Origin of the sequence: Pseudarthrobacter sp. TAF60_1 (assembly GCF_052113505.1) — a bacterium.
Taxonomy (GTDB): domain Bacteria; phylum Actinomycetota; class Actinomycetes; order Actinomycetales; family Micrococcaceae; genus Arthrobacter.
Window position 1 is genome coordinate 24,239 of record NZ_JBFRDI010000006.1, and the last position, 18,827, is coordinate 43,065.

The window sequence follows — 18,827 nt, forward strand, 5'->3', positions numbered from 1 at the left end:
GGCGGGCCTCGCAAGCGGTCAGCCGGCGGCGGTCAGGAACTGTTTGAGCAGCGGACCCGAGGTTGTGGCACCGAGTCCGCCGTCCTCGACGAACACGGCCACGGCCAGGTCACCATGGACTGCCACAATCCATGCGTGCGTTTTGGGCGGCGTTTCCTTGCCGTACTCGGCCGTTCCGGTCTTGGCGCCCACCGGTGACCCCGGCACGCTGGCCAGGAAACCAGCATGCCCGGATGTAACCACCGCACGCATCATGTCGGACAGGGCCGCGGCTTCCGCTGCCGTGATCGGCTGGCCGGACGCCTGGGCGGGTGCTTCGGGCGTAACGGTCGACGACGGCGAGGCAGCCTCCGCCGTCGGCTTGCCGGGGGTGCCTCCCTGGGCGCCGGCGTCGGGGTTCAGGACCAGCTGCGGTGAGACGGGGGAGCCCTTGGCAACGGAACCTGCCATCATGGCCGCAGCCAGCGGGGACATCAGCACCTTGCCCTGGCCGATCATGGACGCCGCGTGTTCGGTGCCGGCGGCCTCGCCGGGGACAGAACCGAGGAAGGCTGCGGCACCCAGTGACGGGGCTTCGACGGCAACGCCCATGGCCCCCGCGGCGGCCTCAAGCTGGGCCTGGGTGACTTTGTCCCTGGCGGCGATGAACGCCGTGTTGCAGGAGTGGGCGAACGCATCCCGGAGAGTTACCGATCCGAGGGAACTTTCCGGGTAGCCTTCCGAGTTCTTGAAGGTCCGGCCGTCCACCTCGAGGGTGGGGGTGCATTCCACCTTCGAATCGGGGGTCAGCCCGTTGCGGAACATCGCCAGCGAGTCGATCATCTTGAAGATGGATCCCGGTGCGTACTGGCCCAGCATGGCGGTGTTGTAGCCGTTGCTTCCCGGCCCCGAAGCAGCTGCGAGCACCGCGCCCGTGGAGGGCCGGATCGCCACGATGGCCGAGGCAGGCCCCACGCCGGCCAAAGTGCTCTCTGCCAGGGATTGGAGGTTCGGGTCGAGGGTGGTTTTCAGCGGAGTGCCGGGCTTGGGTGCGGTTTCGAAGACCACACGGCGCGGATCAGTCCCGGCGGCGTTGATCTGTTCGCGGGTGAGGTCTGCCCGGTGCGCACGGATCACCACTGCGTCGGTGCCGCGGAGCTGGGCGTCATACTGCTGCTGGAGCCCGCCGACGCCCGTCACATCGCCGGCGCTCAGCGCCCCCGCCGAGGCTTCGATCTGTTCGGCACTGGCTTCGCCGACGGAACCGAGGACTGCCCGGGCGAAGGTGCGGCTGGGAGCCAAGGGCTGGCTTTCCTTGATGGCGCGGCCGCCGGGGATGGCCGAGATTTGCTCGTCGGTAATGGTGCGGCCTTCTTCACGGAGGGTGATGGCAGCGACAAAAGCCTGCGCGCCCGACGCCGAAACCTGCTGCACGTAGGCCGCGCCATCCACGCCCACCAGTTCAGCCAGCTTGGTGGCGGATGCGGCCGGGTCAGCTGAGCCGAGCAGTGGTTTGTCGATGCCCACTTTCACCACGGGGCGGTAGGTGACCAGCTTCGCGTCGCCGGCACCGAGGATGTCGGCGCGCGGGGGAGATTGGGTGCCCTTGGTGAGGATTTCGTTTTCTGCGAGTTCGGGAACCAGGGAGGCAGGGTTCCAGACGGTCAGCCACTTGTCCCCGGACTTCGTGAACTCGGCGTAGGTGGTGTATTTCCACTCACCCGAGCCGATTTTCCAGGTGTAGTTGAGGGGAACGGTGGCAGTTTGGCCCTTCAGCGACAGTTCACCGCTTTCCACCGCGGGCTTGTCCGGGTCGAGGGCCTTGAACACGTCCTGGACCTGCTGTTTGGCCACGGCAGAGTCCTTGCCGTCAAAGGCAACAGTGCCGACGTCGAGGGCGGACACCGCGGCGGCGAACTGTTTGGCGGCGCTCTCGGCTCCCCCTCTGCCGTCGTCGCAGGCCACCAAGGAGGCGCCGAGTATGAGACCAGCTATGGCAAGTGAAAGTTTCTTTGAGTTCCCCACGGCGTTATTATGCCCCGTTTTGCATTAGCTAGTGGCGAGCCACTGGCTCGAGTCCGGGCTGGGCTAAGTCCCCGCTGGGCTGGAGCCCGGCCGGGCTAGAGGCCGAGCGCCGGAACGTCGAGGCCGAACATGTCCTTCAAAGCATGCTTGGCGGCGAAGAATCCGGGCATGCCTGTCACTCCGGGGCCCGGCGGCGTGGAGGACGAGCACAGGTAAACCCCACGAACGGGCGTCCGCCACGGAATGGGGGACACGACGGGCCGCTGCACCAGCCCGCGAACGTCCATGATGCCCGCGCTGAAGTCGCCGCCGATGTAGTTACGGTTGTAGCTGGCCAGTTCCGCTGCGGTGGTCACGTGGGTCTGCACCACAACGTCCCGGAACCCGGGTGCGAAACGTTCGAGCTGCGCGGTCACGGCCTCGCCCATGTCCTGCGTCGATCCGGCGGGGACATGGCAATAAGCCCACAGGATGTGGCGCCCGGCCGGGGCCCGGCCACGGTCAAACCGCGAGGGCTGCGCCACCAGGACGTAGGGGCGTTCAGGATGCTTGCCGGCGGAGACCTCGTTCTCGACCCGTGCCATTTCCTTCCGTGTGCCGCCCACGTGCACCGTCCCGGCGTTCGCGAGCTCGGAGGCTGCCCACGGAACCGGCCCGGAGAGGATGTAATCCACCTTGCAGGAACCATTCCCGTAGCGGTATGTCTCGAGGGAGCGACGGTATTTGGCGGGCATGTTGTCACCGGCGATATCCAGTAGACCCCGGGGCGCGACGTCCAGCAGCATTGCACGCGCATTGCCGAGTTGCCGGAGGTTGTCGATCGGCTCGCCGGTACGGACAACGCCACCGTGGGCACGAATGTCGGCCGCCAGGGCCTCGGCGATGGCCACCGACCCACCTTGGGGGATGGGCCATCCTTGTGCGTGGGCCAGGGCGGTCAGCATCAGGCCGGCCCCCGCTGCCGCCAGCGAGGGCAAGTGCGAAACGGCGTGCGCTGCCACGCCACTCAGCAGGGCCGGCGCGAGGTCCTCCTGGAACCGTGCGTTCCACAGCGGAGTGCCTTGTTCGAACGTGCGCAACCCAAAAAGAGCAGCCGCCACAGGCGACCGGGGGATCCTCAGCAACTGGTGCTGGGTGAGGTCCATGACGCCGTCGATGCGGCTTACCAGGGGACCCAGGAGCTTTCGGTACGCCGCGCCGTCCCGGCCGAGTGCCTCGACGGTCCGCTCAAGCGAGTGATAGCCGAGTGCAGCCCGCCCGCCGTCGAGCGGCGAAGCAAACCCAAGCTCCGGAACCACCAGGTCGATCCTGCGCTCCAGTTCGAAGGCGCGGAAGAAGGGCGATGCCAGGGCCATGGGATGCACGGCCGAGCAGATGTCATGGAGATGCCCAGGCTGCATCAGTTCAGCTGTGCGCGTCCCTCCGCCGATGGTCCCCGCCGCTTCATGGACTTCCACGGACAACCCGGCGCGGGCCATCACTGCAGCTGCGGCCAGCCCGTTGGGCCCGGAGCCTACGACAGCGACATCAGGCATGGTGCTTCGCCCGCCAAGGGAGGACTGCCTGTGATCGATCCTGACTGAGGCGCAGCCAATCGGGCAAACCGTTGAAAGACCCTCCCTGCGGGTCATCGAGATGGTGCCTGCGCACGGGATCGTAGTTCGGATCATAAATGTCCCAAACCACCCGCACCATCAAATATGCCGTTACGAGCATATGGGCTGTCACCGCCAGAACGTAGTAGGGCATATCAATATTGTGCTGCGTCGGGCCCTGACTTGACACTTGGGCCAGGTACATCCAGACGGCAGCCCAGTAGAGACCCTCGACTCCTTGCCACACGAGGAAGTCGCGCCACCGTGGCCTGGCCAGCGCCACCAGCGGAATGAGCCAGAGCACATACTGCGGGGAGTAGACCTTGTTCGTCAGGATGAGGGCGGCGACCAGCAGGAACATGAGCTGGGCCAGCCGCGGCCGCCTGGTGGCCGTCAGGGCAATGTAGGCGACTGCCGCGCACGCCAGCAGGAAGAAGGCCAGGGCCAGCACGTTGATGACCCCCGGATCAAGAACCTGCCAACGCAGGCGCCGGGCCACCAGGTTGTAGGCAAACCACGCCGAACCGTAGCCTGCTTCCCGGGACTCGGTGAATCCCAGGGAATGTGCCCAGCCAGCCGGATTGGCAACCGCCACGGGAGCGTTGACGGTTACCCAGGCTGCCGCGGCCGCTCCGGCGGTTAGGAGGAACACCCGGAGCTGCCCAGTGCGGAGTGAGAGCAGAAAAACGGCGGCAAGGAAAAGGGCTGCATAGGGTTTGGTCGCTGCGGCGAGACCGATCAGAACGCCGGCCAGCGCCAGCCGCTCACGCGCGAAACACAGCATTCCCAGGGCCAGCAGTCCCACCGCCCAAAGGTCCCAGTTAATGGTGCCGGCCAGGACGATGCCGGGTGCGAGTGCAACCATGGCCGCGTCCCAGGGGCGCCGTTGTGACATCCGGGCCGTGGCAAGGACGGTGACAATCCAGACGGCGGCTATCAAGGTGGCGTTGATGTCGAAATAGCCCAGGATGCGTCCACCTGAGAGGCCGTCACCGGGGGTGAGCCAGGCAGTGACCCCGGCAAGGAATCCCGTCAGGACCGGGTACTCGAACATATTGCCTTGGTTGAGGAACGCGAATGGGTCCTCTCCCAGGCTCCGGTTCCGGAAGAAGTCGGGGAAATCTGAGTAGCAGGTGGAATAGAACTGTCCCGGGGTCTGCCAGCCGTTGGCACGGCAATAATTCTTGACCGCGAGGGCGCCGAGCGCAGCCAGGACCGTCAGGATGATCAGGACCCGTTCCACGGTAAACACACCGGGGGAGACAATGCCAGGCGCCGACCGGGCACCCATCGGCCCGCCAATCAGTTCCGTGAAGTTCTTCAGTAGCAGGTCACTGCGGCTGGGAACAACCAGGCGGGCACGCTGTGGGCGCACCGGCGGCTTCGTCTCCTGCATGTCCCTGAGCTTACCGGGACGGCCCCGGCCGGGCCGCACTATTTTGGTCCGGCCACCCCGGCTTCAGCGCAGTCCGGTCATCTGCTGATGCATTAGTGCATAGGCATCTTCCCGGTGTTGGTCCAACAGTTCAACGTTGAATTCGCGTCGCCCGGCGCGGGCAGGGAAGCGTATCAGGAACAGCGCCTTCTTGATCTTTTTTATCAAGGTAGTCACCTCCTTTCTAAATGAATTGGGCATAGCAAATAGGGCCAATTAATGTCGGAACAATAATGGCCGAAATTAGGCATAGAAATGGGCGGAGTTTATGTGTGGCTTCGCAAATGCGAACACGGGGCCCAAAATTGCCGTGGAACACACCTAGGCGGGAACAGGTTCCGCGTCGGGGTGTCTTGTTGTCACAGCGTGGCCCGACGGTAGGGCTTCGCCAGTGCGAGCCAAGAGGGTAGGCATGTGCCCTGCTCCCGGAATGCCGCCCTGGGGCGGGATCAGGCGGGGCTAGGAGGCGGACACTCCACGAAAATGGCGCGCAGAAGCAGCGAAGGCCGGGTTGGCGGTGATGGTCATCTTCCATCCGCTAGTCAAAGTATTCATTTCTCCCAACCTCCTTTTCTGTCAGCCATTGCACCAGCAGACTGGCTGGCAACGGGCGCCGTGACCCCGGCAGAGACGCTCTGGGGTTAGGAATAAAAGTACCTTACAAATGCAGCGGTCCGCTAGTTAAAATTAAGAAGATTCTAAAGAAATTATATAAAACCTCTTTACAGTCCCCAGCGCACAATGGCTGGCGTCTTTTTGTCCCATCCAAGGGTGCAGACTTTTGCCGTGCCCAGAATAAAGTGGCGTCCTTCCGTGGGGGCCAAGTCAAGCCAGCGTGCCGTGAGGATCCGGGAGAAGTGTCCGTGGGCCACGATCAGCACGTTGTCCAGCCCGGATTCCAGCACGCGGGCCACGATCTTGTCCGCGCGGGCCGCCACCTCGTCGAGGGATTCGCCGTTGGGCACGCCGTGGGTCCAGATCAGGTAGTCGGGGTTGTCCTTACGGATCAGGTCCGAGCTGATGCCCTCGTAGTCGCCGTAGTTCCATTCCACGGCCAGGGGTTCGTGCTGCGCATCGGGAAAGCCAGCCAGTTCCGCCGTCCGCCGGGCCCGGCGCAGGGGTGAGGTCAGGACGAGGTCAAAGTCAACCTGGTCCAGGATCTTCCGGGCTTCCACGGCCTGCTGCTCGCCTTCGACGGTCAGGGGCAGGTCAGTAAGGCCGGTGTATTGCCCGCTCTTGGACCATTCGGTCTCGCCGTGGCGCAGGATCCAGAGCTGGGGGCGGGGCGCAGTGCTCGAGACTGTCATTTGGACTCCTCATTCGTGGAAAGTTCGACGACGGCGGCTGGCTCCGGTGTTTCCGGTGCCGGGGGTGCCGCCTCGGGCTGCTGTGCCCACCAGGCGAGCAGCCTGGCTTCGGCGTCGTCCGGCTGCAGCGGGCCATGCTCCATCCGTTCCTCCAGCAGGAACTTATAGGCACGGCCCACCACGGGACCGGGTTTGAGCTCAAGGAGGGCCATGATCTGGGCACCATCCAGGTCAGGGCGGACCGCGTCAAGGGATTCCTGTTCACGCAGGGCGGCGATCCGGTCTTCCAGGTCGTCGTAGGCGAAGGCGAGCCGTTCGGCCTTTCGCTGGTTGCGGGTGGTGACGTCCGATCGCGTCAGCCGGTGCAGCCGTTCCAGCAGGGGGCCGGCGTCCGTGACGTAGCGCCGGACAGCAGAGTCACTCCAGCCGGCATCGCCGTAACCGTAGAAGCGCATGTGCAGTTCCACCAGCCGGGCCACGGCCTTGATGGTCTCGTTGTCGAAGCGCAGCGTCTTCATCCTCTTTGCGGTGAGTTTGGATCCCACCATGTCGTGGTGGCGGAAGCTGACCGCGCCGCCCGGTTCGAAGCGGCGCGTGGCCGGCTTGCCGACGTCGTGCATTAACGCTGCGAACCGCAGCACGAAGTCGGGACCCGGCACCGCGCCGTCGGGTTCTGTTTCCAGGGCGGCCGCCTGCTCCAGCACCTGCAGGGAATGTTGGTAGACGTCCTTGTGGCGGTGGTGCTCGTCGGATTCGAGGCGCAGGGCGGACACCTCCGGCAGCACGAACTCGGCCAACCCGGTTTCCACCAGCAGGTCCACGCCCGTCCGCGGTCGCGCACCGCAAATGAGTTTGACCAGCTCGTCCCGGATGCGTTCGGCGGAGATGATGGTGATGCGTTCCGCCATCCCGCTCATGGCCTGGCGGACGTCGGGGTGCACCGAGATGCCCAGCTGGGAGGCGAACCGGGCGGCGCGCATCATGCGGAGGGGATCGTCGGAGAAGGAGTCCTCAGGGGAACCCGGTGTGGCCAGCACCGAGGCGTGGAGGTCCCGGACGCCGCCGAACGGGTCAACGAGTTCAAGGGACGGTAGGCGCAGGGCCATCGCGTTGATGGTGAAATCGCGGCGCAGCAGGTCGTCCGTGAGCGAGGTGCCGAAAGCCACTACGGGTTTGCGTGACTCGGGATCGTAGGCCTCGGCCCGGTACGTGGTGATCTCAATCTGAAAGCCCGCTTTGCGCATGCCGATGGTCCCGAAGGCGCGGCCAATTTCCCAAAAGTTGTCGGCCCACTTTTTGATCAGGGCAACTGTCTGGTCCGGCGTGGCGTCTGTGGTGAAGTCCAGGTCCAGTGAGGCGCGCCCCAGGAACAGGTCCCGCACCGGACCGCCCACAAGGGACAGTTCGTGGCCGGCATCGACAAAGCGCTGGCCGAGCTCCAGGACCACCGGGTCCACCTGGAAATCGACGGTGTGGGAATCAGTCTTGTGATGTGCATGCGCCATAGTTACTTAAGCTTGTCAGAAACCAGCGGCTTGGCAGGCCAAAATCTGCTCAAGATCACGCCTATTCCCCCGGTGAGCCCACAAAGTGAGTCATGTGCAGTCCATCTTGATGTCATGTTCCAGTCATCAAGAACGGGCAAGAGTCGTTAGAGTGGACTGCATGGCCCATCCCGTACCGAGCGCTCCCGGCAGGAGGACAAACGCACCGTTGCCGTCGGCAATCGGTGCCCACGTCGCGCCTGCCCTGCACTCGGCACCGGCCTCGCTTCCCACTGTGGAGGAAATCTCGGCCGGTGGCGTGGTGGTGGACACGTCCGACGCCGAACTCAGGGTTGCGATCATCGCGCGCCTTAACAGGGGCGGACGGTTGGAGTGGTGCCTGCCGAAGGGCCATCCGGAGGGCGAAGAAAACAACGAGCAGGCTGCAGTCCGCGAAATTGCCGAGGAAACCGGCATCGAGGGCGACATCCTTGCCCCGCTGGGCAGCATTGACTACTGGTTCACCGTCAGCGGGCACCGAGTGCACAAGACAGTCCACCATTACCTGCTGCGTGCCACAGGCGGGGAGCTCACCATTGAAAACGATCCCGACCATGAAGCCGTGGATGTGGCATGGGTGCCCCTCCGGGAGCTCGCCCGGAAACTTTCCTTTCCCAACGAGCGCCGCATCGCGGACCTTGCCCGGGACGTCCTGCCCGAACACCTCTGAGCCTGTTGACGCAGGCCAGGGCCGGGCAATGCCTTGGAGCGCAACGGTCCAGTGCCGAACAAACAGTGTCCGGGTGAGACGATGAACTCGATGTCAGCTTCCAATCCTCCCTCCAATAGCGCGGGCCGCGCCGGTCCAAACGTGCCTGCCGCCGAACCGGGCGCTCCTTCCGAACCAAGCGCCCCCACCGAACCGGGCGCTCCTGCCGAACCAAGCGTCCCCACCGAACCGGGCGCCCCCACCGGCGCGAGCGAAACGCGCTCCAGCGCCATCATGGCCGCCGGCACGCTGGTCTCGCGCTTCCTCGGCTTCGGCAAGACCTGGATGCTGGGTGCCGCCCTCGGCCTTGGCTCCACGGTCAACGACACGTTTATCAACGCCAACAACCTGCCCAACCTGATCTTCCTGCTGGTGGCCGGCGGCGTGTTCAACGCCGTGCTGGTGCCGCAGATCATCAAGGCCAGCAAGGCCCCGGACAGGGGAGCGGACTACATCAGCCGGCTCCTGACGCTGGCTGTCCTGCTGCTGCTGGGCCTCACGGCATTGGTCACGCTTGCCGCGCCCTCGGTCATTGAACTGACCACCCAGGGCTACTCACCCCAGCAGCAGGCCCTCGCCGTGTCCTTTGCCTTCTGGTGCCTGCCACAGATCTTCTTCTACGGCCTGTACGCCCTGCTCACGCAGGTCCTGAACGCCAACGGCGCGTTTGGACCGGCCATGTGGGCGCCCATCATGAACAACGTGGTGGCCATCGCCGGCCTGGGCATGTTCATCTGGATTTTCGGCCAGAACGCCGTCAACCCGCACACCCTGGACAACTGGGGTTCCACCCAGACCCTGCTCGTGGCCGGGTTCTCCACCATCGGCGTGGTGGCCCAGACTGCCATCCTGCTGATCCCCGTGTTCCGCCTGAAACTTGGCCTTCGACCCAGGTTCGGGTGGCGCGGAGTGGGACTTGGCCAGGCAGCAAAGCTGAGTGTGTGGACGCTCCTGACTGCCGCCGTCGGGCAGTTGGCCTTCCTGTACGTCATGCGCATTGCCACCATTCCCGGTGCCGAGCGCCTGCGGCTGAAGGAGGCCGGCGACCCGGCGGCCGAAATACTGCCCGGCAACGCCGTCCTCGAGGTGGCCAGCCAGCTGTACCTGCTGCCGCACTCGATCATTGCGCTTTCACTCGCCACTGTCCTCTTTAACCGGATGACCCGTGCCTCCCAGGACGGCAACCGAAACGAACTGCGGGACGCGCTCTCGCACGGGCTCCGCACCATGGCCGTGGCAACCGTCTTTGGTGCACTGGCCCTTTTTGCCCTGGCCGGACCGCTGGGAATGTTCTTCTCGGGCGGCCTTCGGCAGGACGGCGTGATGCTCGCCCAGACGCTCACCATCCTGGCGCTCAGCACGCCGTTCATGAGCGCAAACTTCATGATGTCGCGCGTTTTTTATGCCAACGAGGACGCCCGCACCCCGTTCTACGTCCAACTCCTGCTGGCCGTCGTCTACGTGGCCGGCGCCTTTACCATCCAGTTCATGCCCGTGGGCCAGATCATCTACGCGATCGCCATCCTGTACATGGTGGGGAACATCCTCTCGGTAGTCATCAGCGCCTTCTTCCTGCGCCGGCTGCTCGGCCACCTCGACGGTCCACGGATCGCCAACTCCTACATCCGGATGGGCTACGCGGCGCTCGGCTCCGCTGTAGCCGGTGCCGGCGCCCTATGGCTGATGGGCAGCTACAGCCCCAACGGCTTCGCCTGGAGCGACCGGATTGCCGCCCTGGTGACCCTGATCGTCGTCGGACCCATCATGCTGGTGGTCTACGTCTTCCTGCTCAAGATTTTCCACGTCACGGAACTCCGCGACCTGCTGCGCCCCCTCCTCGGGCGGCTGGGGCGCGGCGGCGCCGGACCGTCGGACGCGACGGGGGGAACGCCGTCGTCGGCTTCGGCCTCTGGTTCCCGTTCCGGAGCGGAACGTCCGACGCCGGAACGCGCCACGGTCTCGGTGGACACCGGTCTCATTCCGCGCATCTCGGGCGAGTTCGACGCAACATCCTTCCGCGCGGGACCTGCGCCCGAACGCCATGCTCCCGCGGCGCCCGCGGCGGCCCCATCGGAGGACGGCGCTCAACCCGCTGGTGAATATCTGGCAGCTGAAGATGTTCCCGCCACCGCGCGCGGAGGGCTGCTGCGCGAAGAGATTCCGCTTCCCGGCCGGCGCACGTTCCAGGGGCAGCCCGGAAGGAACCCGCATTTCAGGCCCCGACGGCCCCGTAAAAAGTAACCTCTACGGAGTCACAGGCTGCCTGTCGCCCACGGCGGACATGGCCAATCGGCTAGGATCGAACCTGAACAGGGGTAGTTGCAGCCAGGCGCAAACCGGCTAGCCGGCCGGCTTTTGTCCGGTTCCGGCCGGCAATGGACTCGTCGACGCCGACAACGCCCGGACAGTCTAGGAGGAACACGTGTCCCACCCGATCGACGTTGGATCAGTACTCGGCGGCCGCTACAAGGTCACAGCCACGGTACTGACCTCACACGACCAGGATCTGGTGCTGGACGGGGTGGACCAGGTGCTCAACCGTCCGGTCAGCATTCTGGTCGCAGGCCCGCACAACACCGAGCAGGTTGCCCAGAGCGCCCGCGAGGTGGCCACGGGCGAGCGTCCCGGCAGCGTGCAGGTCCTTGACCTCGGAGTCACCGAAGCCGCCACATACCTCATTACCAACCACACCTCTGCGGCGGATCTGCTCGACCTGGTCGTGGCCTCTGACGCCCCCTATGTTGAACCTTTCTTCACGGACACCCTGGGCAGTGAGATTTTCGGGCAGGCACGTTCGCACGAGCCGGAACCGTACGACGACGAAGAAAATGTCGACGCCGGCTACATCAATTACGCGGACACCCACCCCGGTCAGGTTGACCCTCGCCGTGCGGCACCCACCGTTCCGCCCGTAGTTCCGCCCCGGCCTCCGGTCCGGCCGGCCACACGTCCTGCCGCGGGCGCAGCTCGCGGTGCCGGTGTTGGTGCGGCGGCGGGTGCCGGCGCTGCTGCCGGAATGGTCAGCGGCGCGGCCGCTGCGCGCCAGCAGGCAACCGCCCCCCAGCAGGTGCAACCGACCGACCGCCAGCCTGTTTCCGGACCGGTACGTGGAGCTGGCGCCGGTGCTGGTGCTGGTGCTGGTGGCAACCAGCCGGATCACCGTCCGGGCGCGGATACACCAAAGGTGTCCCTGTGGTCCGAGGACGACTACTCCTCTAACGGTCACAACGCCAATCGTAGCGAAGCCGCGGAATCCCAACCGGTGAAGCAATCCAACCGTTCGGCGGCGGCCTTCCCTTCGCTTGCACGGAAAACGTCTCCTTCCGCAGCGGCCGCACCGCCGGCTGGCGATTCCAGCGACTACTACGAGGATGAGCCGGAGCGCGAGCCCCGGTCCATGCGATGGCTCGTGGGTGGCCTGCTGGCCGTGGTTCTGATCGCCGGACTGGTATTCGCCCTCACCAACCTGGGCAGCCTTTTCAATGGAGGTCCCCAGGCCAACCCGACCACCGCCGCGACCGGTACCCCGGGTCCTGCCACGGGAACCCCCACGCCGAACGCGAGTTCGGCAGCGCCTCCGGCGGTACCGCCCGCCATCGAAAACATCACCCGTCAGGGCAATTTTGATTTCGCAGCCACCTACGACGTGGACCTTGTGAAGGCATTTGACGGCAACGCTGCCAGCTACTGGTCTGACATGGAGTTCGCTACCGAAGCCTGGGGCGGACTTGCCCCTGACGGTGTGCCACTGTTCGTGAAGCTGAAGAGCCCCGCCACGGTTTCTTCCATCACCCTGACCCAGCTGGGAGCCTCGGGCGGCAACATCAGTGTCTACACCAATGATCGTCCGTCATTGGACGGTGCCAAGCTGGTGGGAACCAACAGCTTCACGTCAACCGACCTCACCATGCCCTTGGCAGAACCGGTAAAGGCCCAGTACGTGATTGTGTCCATCAAGGCACTGCCAAAGCTGGCCGCCCCGAAGACGCGCTACGGCTACGGGATCCGGCTGGCGGAAGTCAAAGTCCAGTAGCTGGAGCCCGCTTCTCGGCCTGATCTGTTGCATCCAGTAGCTTCAGTGCCGCCGCAATGCGGTCTCCGGAATATTCACCACCAAGATTCAGTTGTGCCATGTGGCCGGTCGAGATACCCGGCGCATCGACTAAGGAAGAGGTTCACCGTTCAGTGAGCAACGCAGAAAACACCGCGTCCGAAGTACGTGATGTCATCATCGTCGGCTCGGGTCCGGCTGGATACACGGCCGCGGTCTATACGGCCCGGGCCAACCTGAAGCCCCTTCTGTTGGCGGGTTCAGTCACCGCCGGCGGCGAACTGATGAACACTACCGACGTCGAGAACTACCCAGGTTTCCCGGATGGGATCATGGGGCCTGACCTCATGGAGAACTTCGAAAAGCAGGCGGCACGGTTCGGGACGGAGATCCAGTTTGAGGACGTCACAGCGCTGGACCTCGAAGGAGACATCAAGACCGTCACCATAGGTACGGGCGAAACCTTCCAGGCGCGGGCCATCATCCTGTCCACCGGATCCGCTTACCGGGAGCTGGGCCTGCCCAACGAAAAGCGCCTTTCCGGTCACGGTGTCAGCTGGTGTGCAACCTGCGACGGTTTCTTTTTCAAGGGCCAGGACATCGCAGTCATCGGTGGGGGAGACTCTGCCATGGAGGAAGCGCTGTTCCTGACGAAGTTTGCTAAGTCCGTCACCGTGGTGCACCGCCGTGACTCGCTCAAGGCCTCCAAAATCATGGCCGACCGAGCTTTGGCCCATGACAAGATTTCGTTCATCTGGAACAGCACCGTGGACGACGTCATCGGCCAGGACAAGGTCACCGGCCTCAAGATCAAGAACCTCCAGGACGGCACCGTTTCAGACCTCGCTGTTACCGGCGTGTTCGTAGCCATCGGGAACGATCCCCGTACCGACCTCGTCAAGGACACGCTTAAGCTCACGGCTGAGGGCACCATCGCCGTTGACGGCCGGAGTTCCCGGACGAGCGTCCCGGGCGTCTTCGCCGCTGGCGACGTTGTGGACCCCACCTACCGCCAGGCCATCACCGCGTCGGGATCCGGCTGTGTCGCAGCCATCGACGTAGAGCATTACCTCGCAGACCTGCACGCTTAATCAGCCGCACCGCATACGAAGAGAAAGACAACGCTATGAGCAACGCTAAAGACGTAACAGACGCAAGCTTCGGCACAGACGTCCTGTCAGCTGACAAGCCCGTAATCGTGGACTTCTGGGCCGAATGGTGTGGCCCCTGCCGTAAGCTCGGACCCATCCTCGATGAGATCTCCGTTGAGTACAGCGAGAAGGTCGACGTGGTAAAGGTCAACGTCGACGACAACCCGGGCATCGCTGCCGAGTACGGCATCACATCCATTCCCGCGGTGTACCTCTTCCAGGGTGGCGAGGTTAAGAGCACTGTCATCGGAGCCCGGCCCAAGCAGTACTTCGAAAAAGAATTTGCTGACGTTCTTTCCTAAGTGAAATAGCCGTTATGGCACCTGTGGCCGCTGCTTCCCCTGAGGCAGTGGCCACAGTTATTTAATGGCAATTGCCAATATCGGCTTGTTCAAGCGTAATCGGTTGGATTGTTTTGGCGACTTGGCCAGGTCGGCACCGCAGGGACCATGGACAGTTCAGTGAGCCGCGACATAGGGTCACCCGTGTTCGTTCGCTGCTTTGGAATGCTGAGCATTTCAAAAGCCGCTGGAGCGAGGATAAAGATCAGGGGCGCGAGCGCGCGGCGTGTTTCACGTGAAACATCAAAGTCATTGGACTCTCTGGGACGAGACACCAGGGACGCACTGCCTCAACTCACGTTGCCGGCACTGACGGGCAGCGGGCCCCTGCCGCGGCCGCTACTCCGGGGGAGGAGGAGCCTTCCTTAGATCCACGATTGCTGAAACGCGCAGCAGACCTTCCGCCCGGATCAGCGCAATCCGTACTAGGGCACTTAGAGGCCTGTGATCACAGCCGATAGCAGATGATACGTACAGTCCGTCCGCGTCTTCTACCGATTGCGCGATGCGTTGCCCGGACACAGGGCGGCTGTGGCTTACCAGCCAACAGCCAGCCATGACAGCCCGGCAATGCTGCGCCCACTTGCTTGGCTCCTGTGAGCCTCCATCGTGAAAACCGGAGGATGACATGTGGGGTCTCCGTCTAAACGACCGACAGCAGACGGACTCATAAATCTCACTCATTTGCCCTAACGGCGGCATCGGAACCCGCCAGGGCAGCATTCGGCGGTCGTTCTCCTCGAAAGTCTTCCTCGTGGACAGAAATAACCGAACGCCGCAATGGGCGATACCCACTCCGTTGATGACCTTGGCAGGTAGGTTGCAACACACGGCCCCTTGTCTCCGTGCCACGCCGATTTCGCACTAACCGTTACCTCAAAAAGAGGACACTGAGTACTCGACCGCCTCCGATGTCTGGGAGCGTCTCATCCGAGTGCGGTCCGCTCGTACTTTGTTCCCAGAGCACTGCACCGACACCGCTGCAATGTTTCACGTGAAACGTCGCAGTTCGAACGGACGTTTCACGTGAAACATCCGCGAGCTCATCGACTGCACCGCCGGAGGTGGTCGGTGATCCCTGAACGGCCTTCCACACTCCCTTCGGGCGGGCCGGATCGGAATTACCAGTAAGAACTACTTCATGCGTCAATCGTGCGCCCAGCCAGGCGGTTCGGGAAACGGAGCAGTTGACGTATCTATGCAACCCCATGAGTGGGATGTTGCCGTGCCGTCACAAAACTGGCGGACGTGACAACCCATACTGCTCATCCTTACGGCCAACGACGCAGACCGCACGTGCCGGCGGACCGTCGATTCTGCTGCAGTAATCGTAGATTTGCATATACGTACTCGACCAAACAGCGGCACGCACCGTCGGAACCGCCTCAGGGTGCCCCACCAAGCGGGATGCAAAACAGTGAGCCCGATTATTGACCAGTGCAGCCATGCCGAGATTGAGTGGGAGACTCGCCACGACCTTCGCCAAGTGCGCAAGAGAGACCCCTTCTACAAGCCAAATTACCGAAGTGCCAGTGCTCAGGACCGGACCGCACGCGAGTGGAGGACACCCACGTCGAGGCATGAAAGGGCGGACGCGCCGAGCTGCAGGATAGTCCGCTTGAACCAAGGCGTAGCCCATGCGCAGATCTGTTCGCACCTTCGGATTCTCACCGACGCACACCATGTTTCAACAACGCCTCTTGCCCCAGGGCCACGGCCTTCGGGGGGAGCCCGCGCGGCAGCCCGACAACAACTAGACGCCTCCAAGCGCGCTCCGGATGTGTAACACAGGCACTGATAGGCCAAACACTGTCTATAGTTCCGCCGGACGGGGCAACATAATATTGCCATCCTGGAAAGCCACGACCCCTGGATCTGATGTGCTGCACACTGCACCATCTTCGGCTGCTGAAATTGGGGGACGAGCGCCACACGACAACACGATTCATTTCACTAGGCACAACCGGCGGCGGCGTTCCAACCCTATGCCGCTGGCAGGATTCTGAGTTCTATCCTGCTCGATGTCGCTCCATCCGCGATGCGATGGAGACACTTCCGTGCTGCAGAATTAACAGGGCGTAGACGCGACGTCCGCGTTCCACGCCAAGTTGCACTATCAACGCCCACCGCACGCCAGAGCATCATGGCTCGATGTTTCACGTGAAACGTCCTGAGTGGCTGCCTGGGCGCCAGTGACCACGACGATCCACAGGCGCAGGCCCTGACTCGAGCAGCGACCCCTGATCCGAAGTCCCACCACTCCGGCGTTTCACGTGAAACATCGGCAACCCGATGGCGGCTGAAGGATGCATTGACGTGTGCTACCAGCCGGCTCGCACCGTTCGGCGAACCACGGCTGAGAGCTGAGCTTGTCAGCTTGACCCGAGTGGTGCAGAGACCAATTTCCATGCTCGAAGAAGCAGCCTGGGACAGCGTGTCCATCATGACCAACAGAGTCAATGAAGGGCACTACGTTCCGTGTCTTAGTGGCCGCGGCTGGCCTCGCTCTGGAGAACAACGGCGCCGCGGGGCGAGGAGTCCTAGTCGACCATCTCTCTTAGGGCATGACCTGTACACACGGCCTTTTACCCCTGAGGCGGGTGGGTTGCCGAGTGTCGCGAACTGGACGCCGCGAGCGGGTGGGTCAACACCCCAGCGGATTGTCACCAGCCCACAACATGGCATGCCTGCGAAATGTGCGCGTGCGCCTGGCTGGGGACTCGCCGCTAACGCCCCCTCTGGCTCCTACCAACCGCCCAGAACAAGGACACCACGGACCCTCGTTTGACTATCGTAAGCTGCAAGGATGAGAGCGTCCGCAGCTGGTCGGACGACACTTATGCGCGGACCGAGCAGCCAGACGTCCCAACCACTTAGCCTTATCCCCAGAAGTTATCCACAGTCCTATCCACAGGCGTTTCCACAGAGTTATCCACCGATACCAAACCCGGAAGGCAGAACAAAAACGTTCGCCGTGAGTTCGCAGGGTTCATCAGAACGGTCGACGATCGCAGCCCAGCCCAATGATGATGGCGCCCGCGGTGTACAACGCTTGCTGTTGCTATTGAATCAACTGAAAATCAGCCAATTTCTAGCGATTCGTCGCAACCAGCACAGTGAGAGTGAGCATCGGTACTGTTTCACGTGAAACCGTCACCTGATCAACATTTGTCTCTGACACTGACCGAAGATCAGCATTTGCTGAAGGCGATCAAACTCACAGGTTATCCACGTCTATCGTCGCTTCTTTCCACAGAGTTATCCACAGCACTATCCACCGCACAAAACGCAGTACCGACCAACAGCAATGGTGGTCATCATGACCACGAACCGCCGCAGCGCCCCATTGGAACAGCGTCAGCAAGTCGCCGCCCCACCCAGAAGGGTTCGTAACAACCCAGACCCTACCCGCATTCTTGCACTGAAAAGTCGACGCCAAGCTGGGTGGATGTTGTGATTATCGCGCCAGAGAAATGGAAGCGCCCCGTCAGGGCGTCACACACAAATGCAGCGGAGAGACCCTGCGAGCTTGACCGACTTCGCGCGATCAAGCACATCAACACAGACCAGCAGGTGATCACACTGATCCCCGTACATTACCTGCGGAGTCGTGACTGCGATGCATACGAACGGGACGCACTGGCGCACGCTCATATACGACAGCTGGCCGAACTCTGGCAGAATCGGAACCTCCGCCGGAGCGCGGGCCGGGCTCGACTCCCGGACTCTTCCACCATTGCCACGACGCATTCGCGTCCACGCTTGAACGTCAGAACAACAGTGCGTGGTTCTGTACCCCTCCTATATTTATGGATGTTCATGCACAGTGGCAGAACGATACTTCCAATCAGAGGCCTTTGGCAGCCAGTCATCCACGATCTGCCATCAGCCTCATGGATGCGTAGCTGCTACTAGTGGGTGGGCAAGTACCCATGGCCGAGAACCTCAATAGTCAGCTATGAGACATTCGAAGCCACAAAGGCCTAGCTTCCCTCGAATATGGGGTCCAGCGGCCCACTAACTCACAGCGGATCTCTGCGCAGCCATCATTCGCAGCGGCCGCACCCAGGACACCATCTGCCACCCCATCTAGGGCGAGTCTAGCTTTGCCACATGTACTCCTCTGTTTTAAACGGCGGAATAGAACTCCTCCACAACTAAGGGGCCGGCGCACCTATAGAGGGCCCTGGAAGTTCGCGAACACGAACATCGAGGAAACTCGTGAACACGAATATGGAAGCGGGAACAGACAGAGACAGCTCAATGCCTACCGCCGGCGCTGACCACTTCATTCGCATGCGCGGACAGGGCCGAGGCTTGGGGCGCCGACCCTAACCGGGGGAGTCCTCCCTATTCCAACGGAGGACCCGCCGCGTTTTGGCAGGCCCGGCCGCAACTGGCTCAAGTTGGAGGCTCGGACTGTAATATCAACCGAATCTGCGCGTCGCTTGGCCTCGGACCCGGGTCGCCCGGCGTCAGTGCCGCGTCTTATGCTCCTGTTTCACGTGAAACATCCCGAAAGTCCTGTGTTGGAACCGCCTAGTTCACCGGCGAAATGTCGGCCCTCAATAATCCGATCAGCCGTCCAGATTTCGTTCCGACCAACCCTGGTCGCTCTGGTGCATTCTCACTTCCTCCGTCGGGTCTAAACACCCCGCAATTCCACCCCAGCAGTGACACCACAGACTTA

11 protein-coding genes are annotated in these 18,827 nt (G+C 63.0%); 5 read left to right on the forward strand and 6 right to left on the reverse strand.

Annotated elements, in window-relative coordinates; all coding sequences use genetic code 11:
* Positions 1-18: 18 nt before the first annotated feature.
* The 6 genes from AB4Y73_RS08585 to AB4Y73_RS08610 form a co-directional block, all read right to left on the reverse strand.
* Positions 19-2,004 (reverse strand): penicillin-binding transpeptidase domain-containing protein, encoded by a 1,986-nt coding sequence (locus AB4Y73_RS08585; protein WP_441870942.1) that lies wholly within the window; start codon positions 2,002-2,004, stop codon positions 19-21.
* Positions 2,005-2,099: 95 nt separating this feature from the next.
* Positions 2,100-3,539, reverse strand: a complete 1,440-nt coding sequence (locus AB4Y73_RS08590) for a phytoene desaturase family protein (protein WP_441870945.1) — start codon at positions 3,537-3,539, stop codon at positions 2,100-2,102.
* Positions 3,532-4,995: a glycosyltransferase family 87 protein gene (locus AB4Y73_RS08595; protein WP_441870948.1), complete on the reverse strand. Its 1,464-nt coding sequence runs from the start codon at positions 4,993-4,995 to the stop codon at positions 3,532-3,534. The genes AB4Y73_RS08590 and AB4Y73_RS08595 overlap by 8 nt, the downstream gene beginning before the upstream one ends.
* A gap of 63 nt (positions 4,996-5,058) precedes the next feature.
* Positions 5,059-5,202: a hypothetical protein gene (locus tag AB4Y73_RS08600; RefSeq protein ID WP_441870951.1), complete on the reverse strand. Its 144-nt coding sequence runs from the start codon at positions 5,200-5,202 to the stop codon at positions 5,059-5,061.
* 554 nt (positions 5,203-5,756) lie between these two features.
* Positions 5,757-6,341: a histidine phosphatase family protein gene (locus AB4Y73_RS08605; protein ID WP_441870954.1), complete on the reverse strand. Its 585-nt coding sequence runs from the start codon at positions 6,339-6,341 to the stop codon at positions 5,757-5,759.
* On the reverse strand, positions 6,338-7,846 hold the full coding sequence (locus AB4Y73_RS08610; protein ID WP_441870957.1) for a CCA tRNA nucleotidyltransferase: 1,509 nt from the start codon (positions 7,844-7,846) through the stop codon (positions 6,338-6,340). Before AB4Y73_RS08610 ends, AB4Y73_RS08605 begins: the two co-directional genes overlap by 4 nt.
* A gap of 208 nt (positions 7,847-8,054) precedes the next feature.
* Here AB4Y73_RS08610 and AB4Y73_RS08615 point away from each other — a divergent pair, with 208 nt between their 5' ends.
* The 5 genes from AB4Y73_RS08615 (at position 8,055) to trxA (ending at position 14,098) form a co-directional block, all read left to right on the forward strand.
* Complete coding sequence (locus tag AB4Y73_RS08615; protein WP_441871186.1) at positions 8,055-8,555, forward strand: NUDIX hydrolase; 501 nt, start codon at positions 8,055-8,057, stop codon at positions 8,553-8,555.
* 90 nt (positions 8,556-8,645) lie between these two features.
* Complete coding sequence (murJ, locus tag AB4Y73_RS08620; RefSeq protein ID WP_441870960.1) at positions 8,646-10,835, forward strand: murein biosynthesis integral membrane protein MurJ; 2,190 nt, start codon at positions 8,646-8,648, stop codon at positions 10,833-10,835.
* Positions 10,836-11,016: 181 nt separating this feature from the next.
* Positions 11,017-12,627: an ABC transporter substrate-binding protein gene (locus AB4Y73_RS08625; protein WP_441870963.1), complete on the forward strand. Its 1,611-nt coding sequence runs from the start codon at positions 11,017-11,019 to the stop codon at positions 12,625-12,627.
* A 152-nt stretch (positions 12,628-12,779) separates the two neighbouring features.
* Complete coding sequence (gene trxB, locus AB4Y73_RS08630) at positions 12,780-13,736, forward strand: thioredoxin-disulfide reductase (RefSeq protein WP_441870966.1); 957 nt, start codon at positions 12,780-12,782, stop codon at positions 13,734-13,736.
* A gap of 35 nt (positions 13,737-13,771) precedes the next feature.
* The gene (trxA, locus tag AB4Y73_RS08635; protein ID WP_441870969.1) at positions 13,772-14,098 is read left to right on the forward strand and encodes a thioredoxin; all 327 of its coding nucleotides are present in this window, start codon (positions 13,772-13,774) and stop codon (positions 14,096-14,098) included.
* Positions 14,099-18,827 lie beyond the last annotated feature (4,729 nt).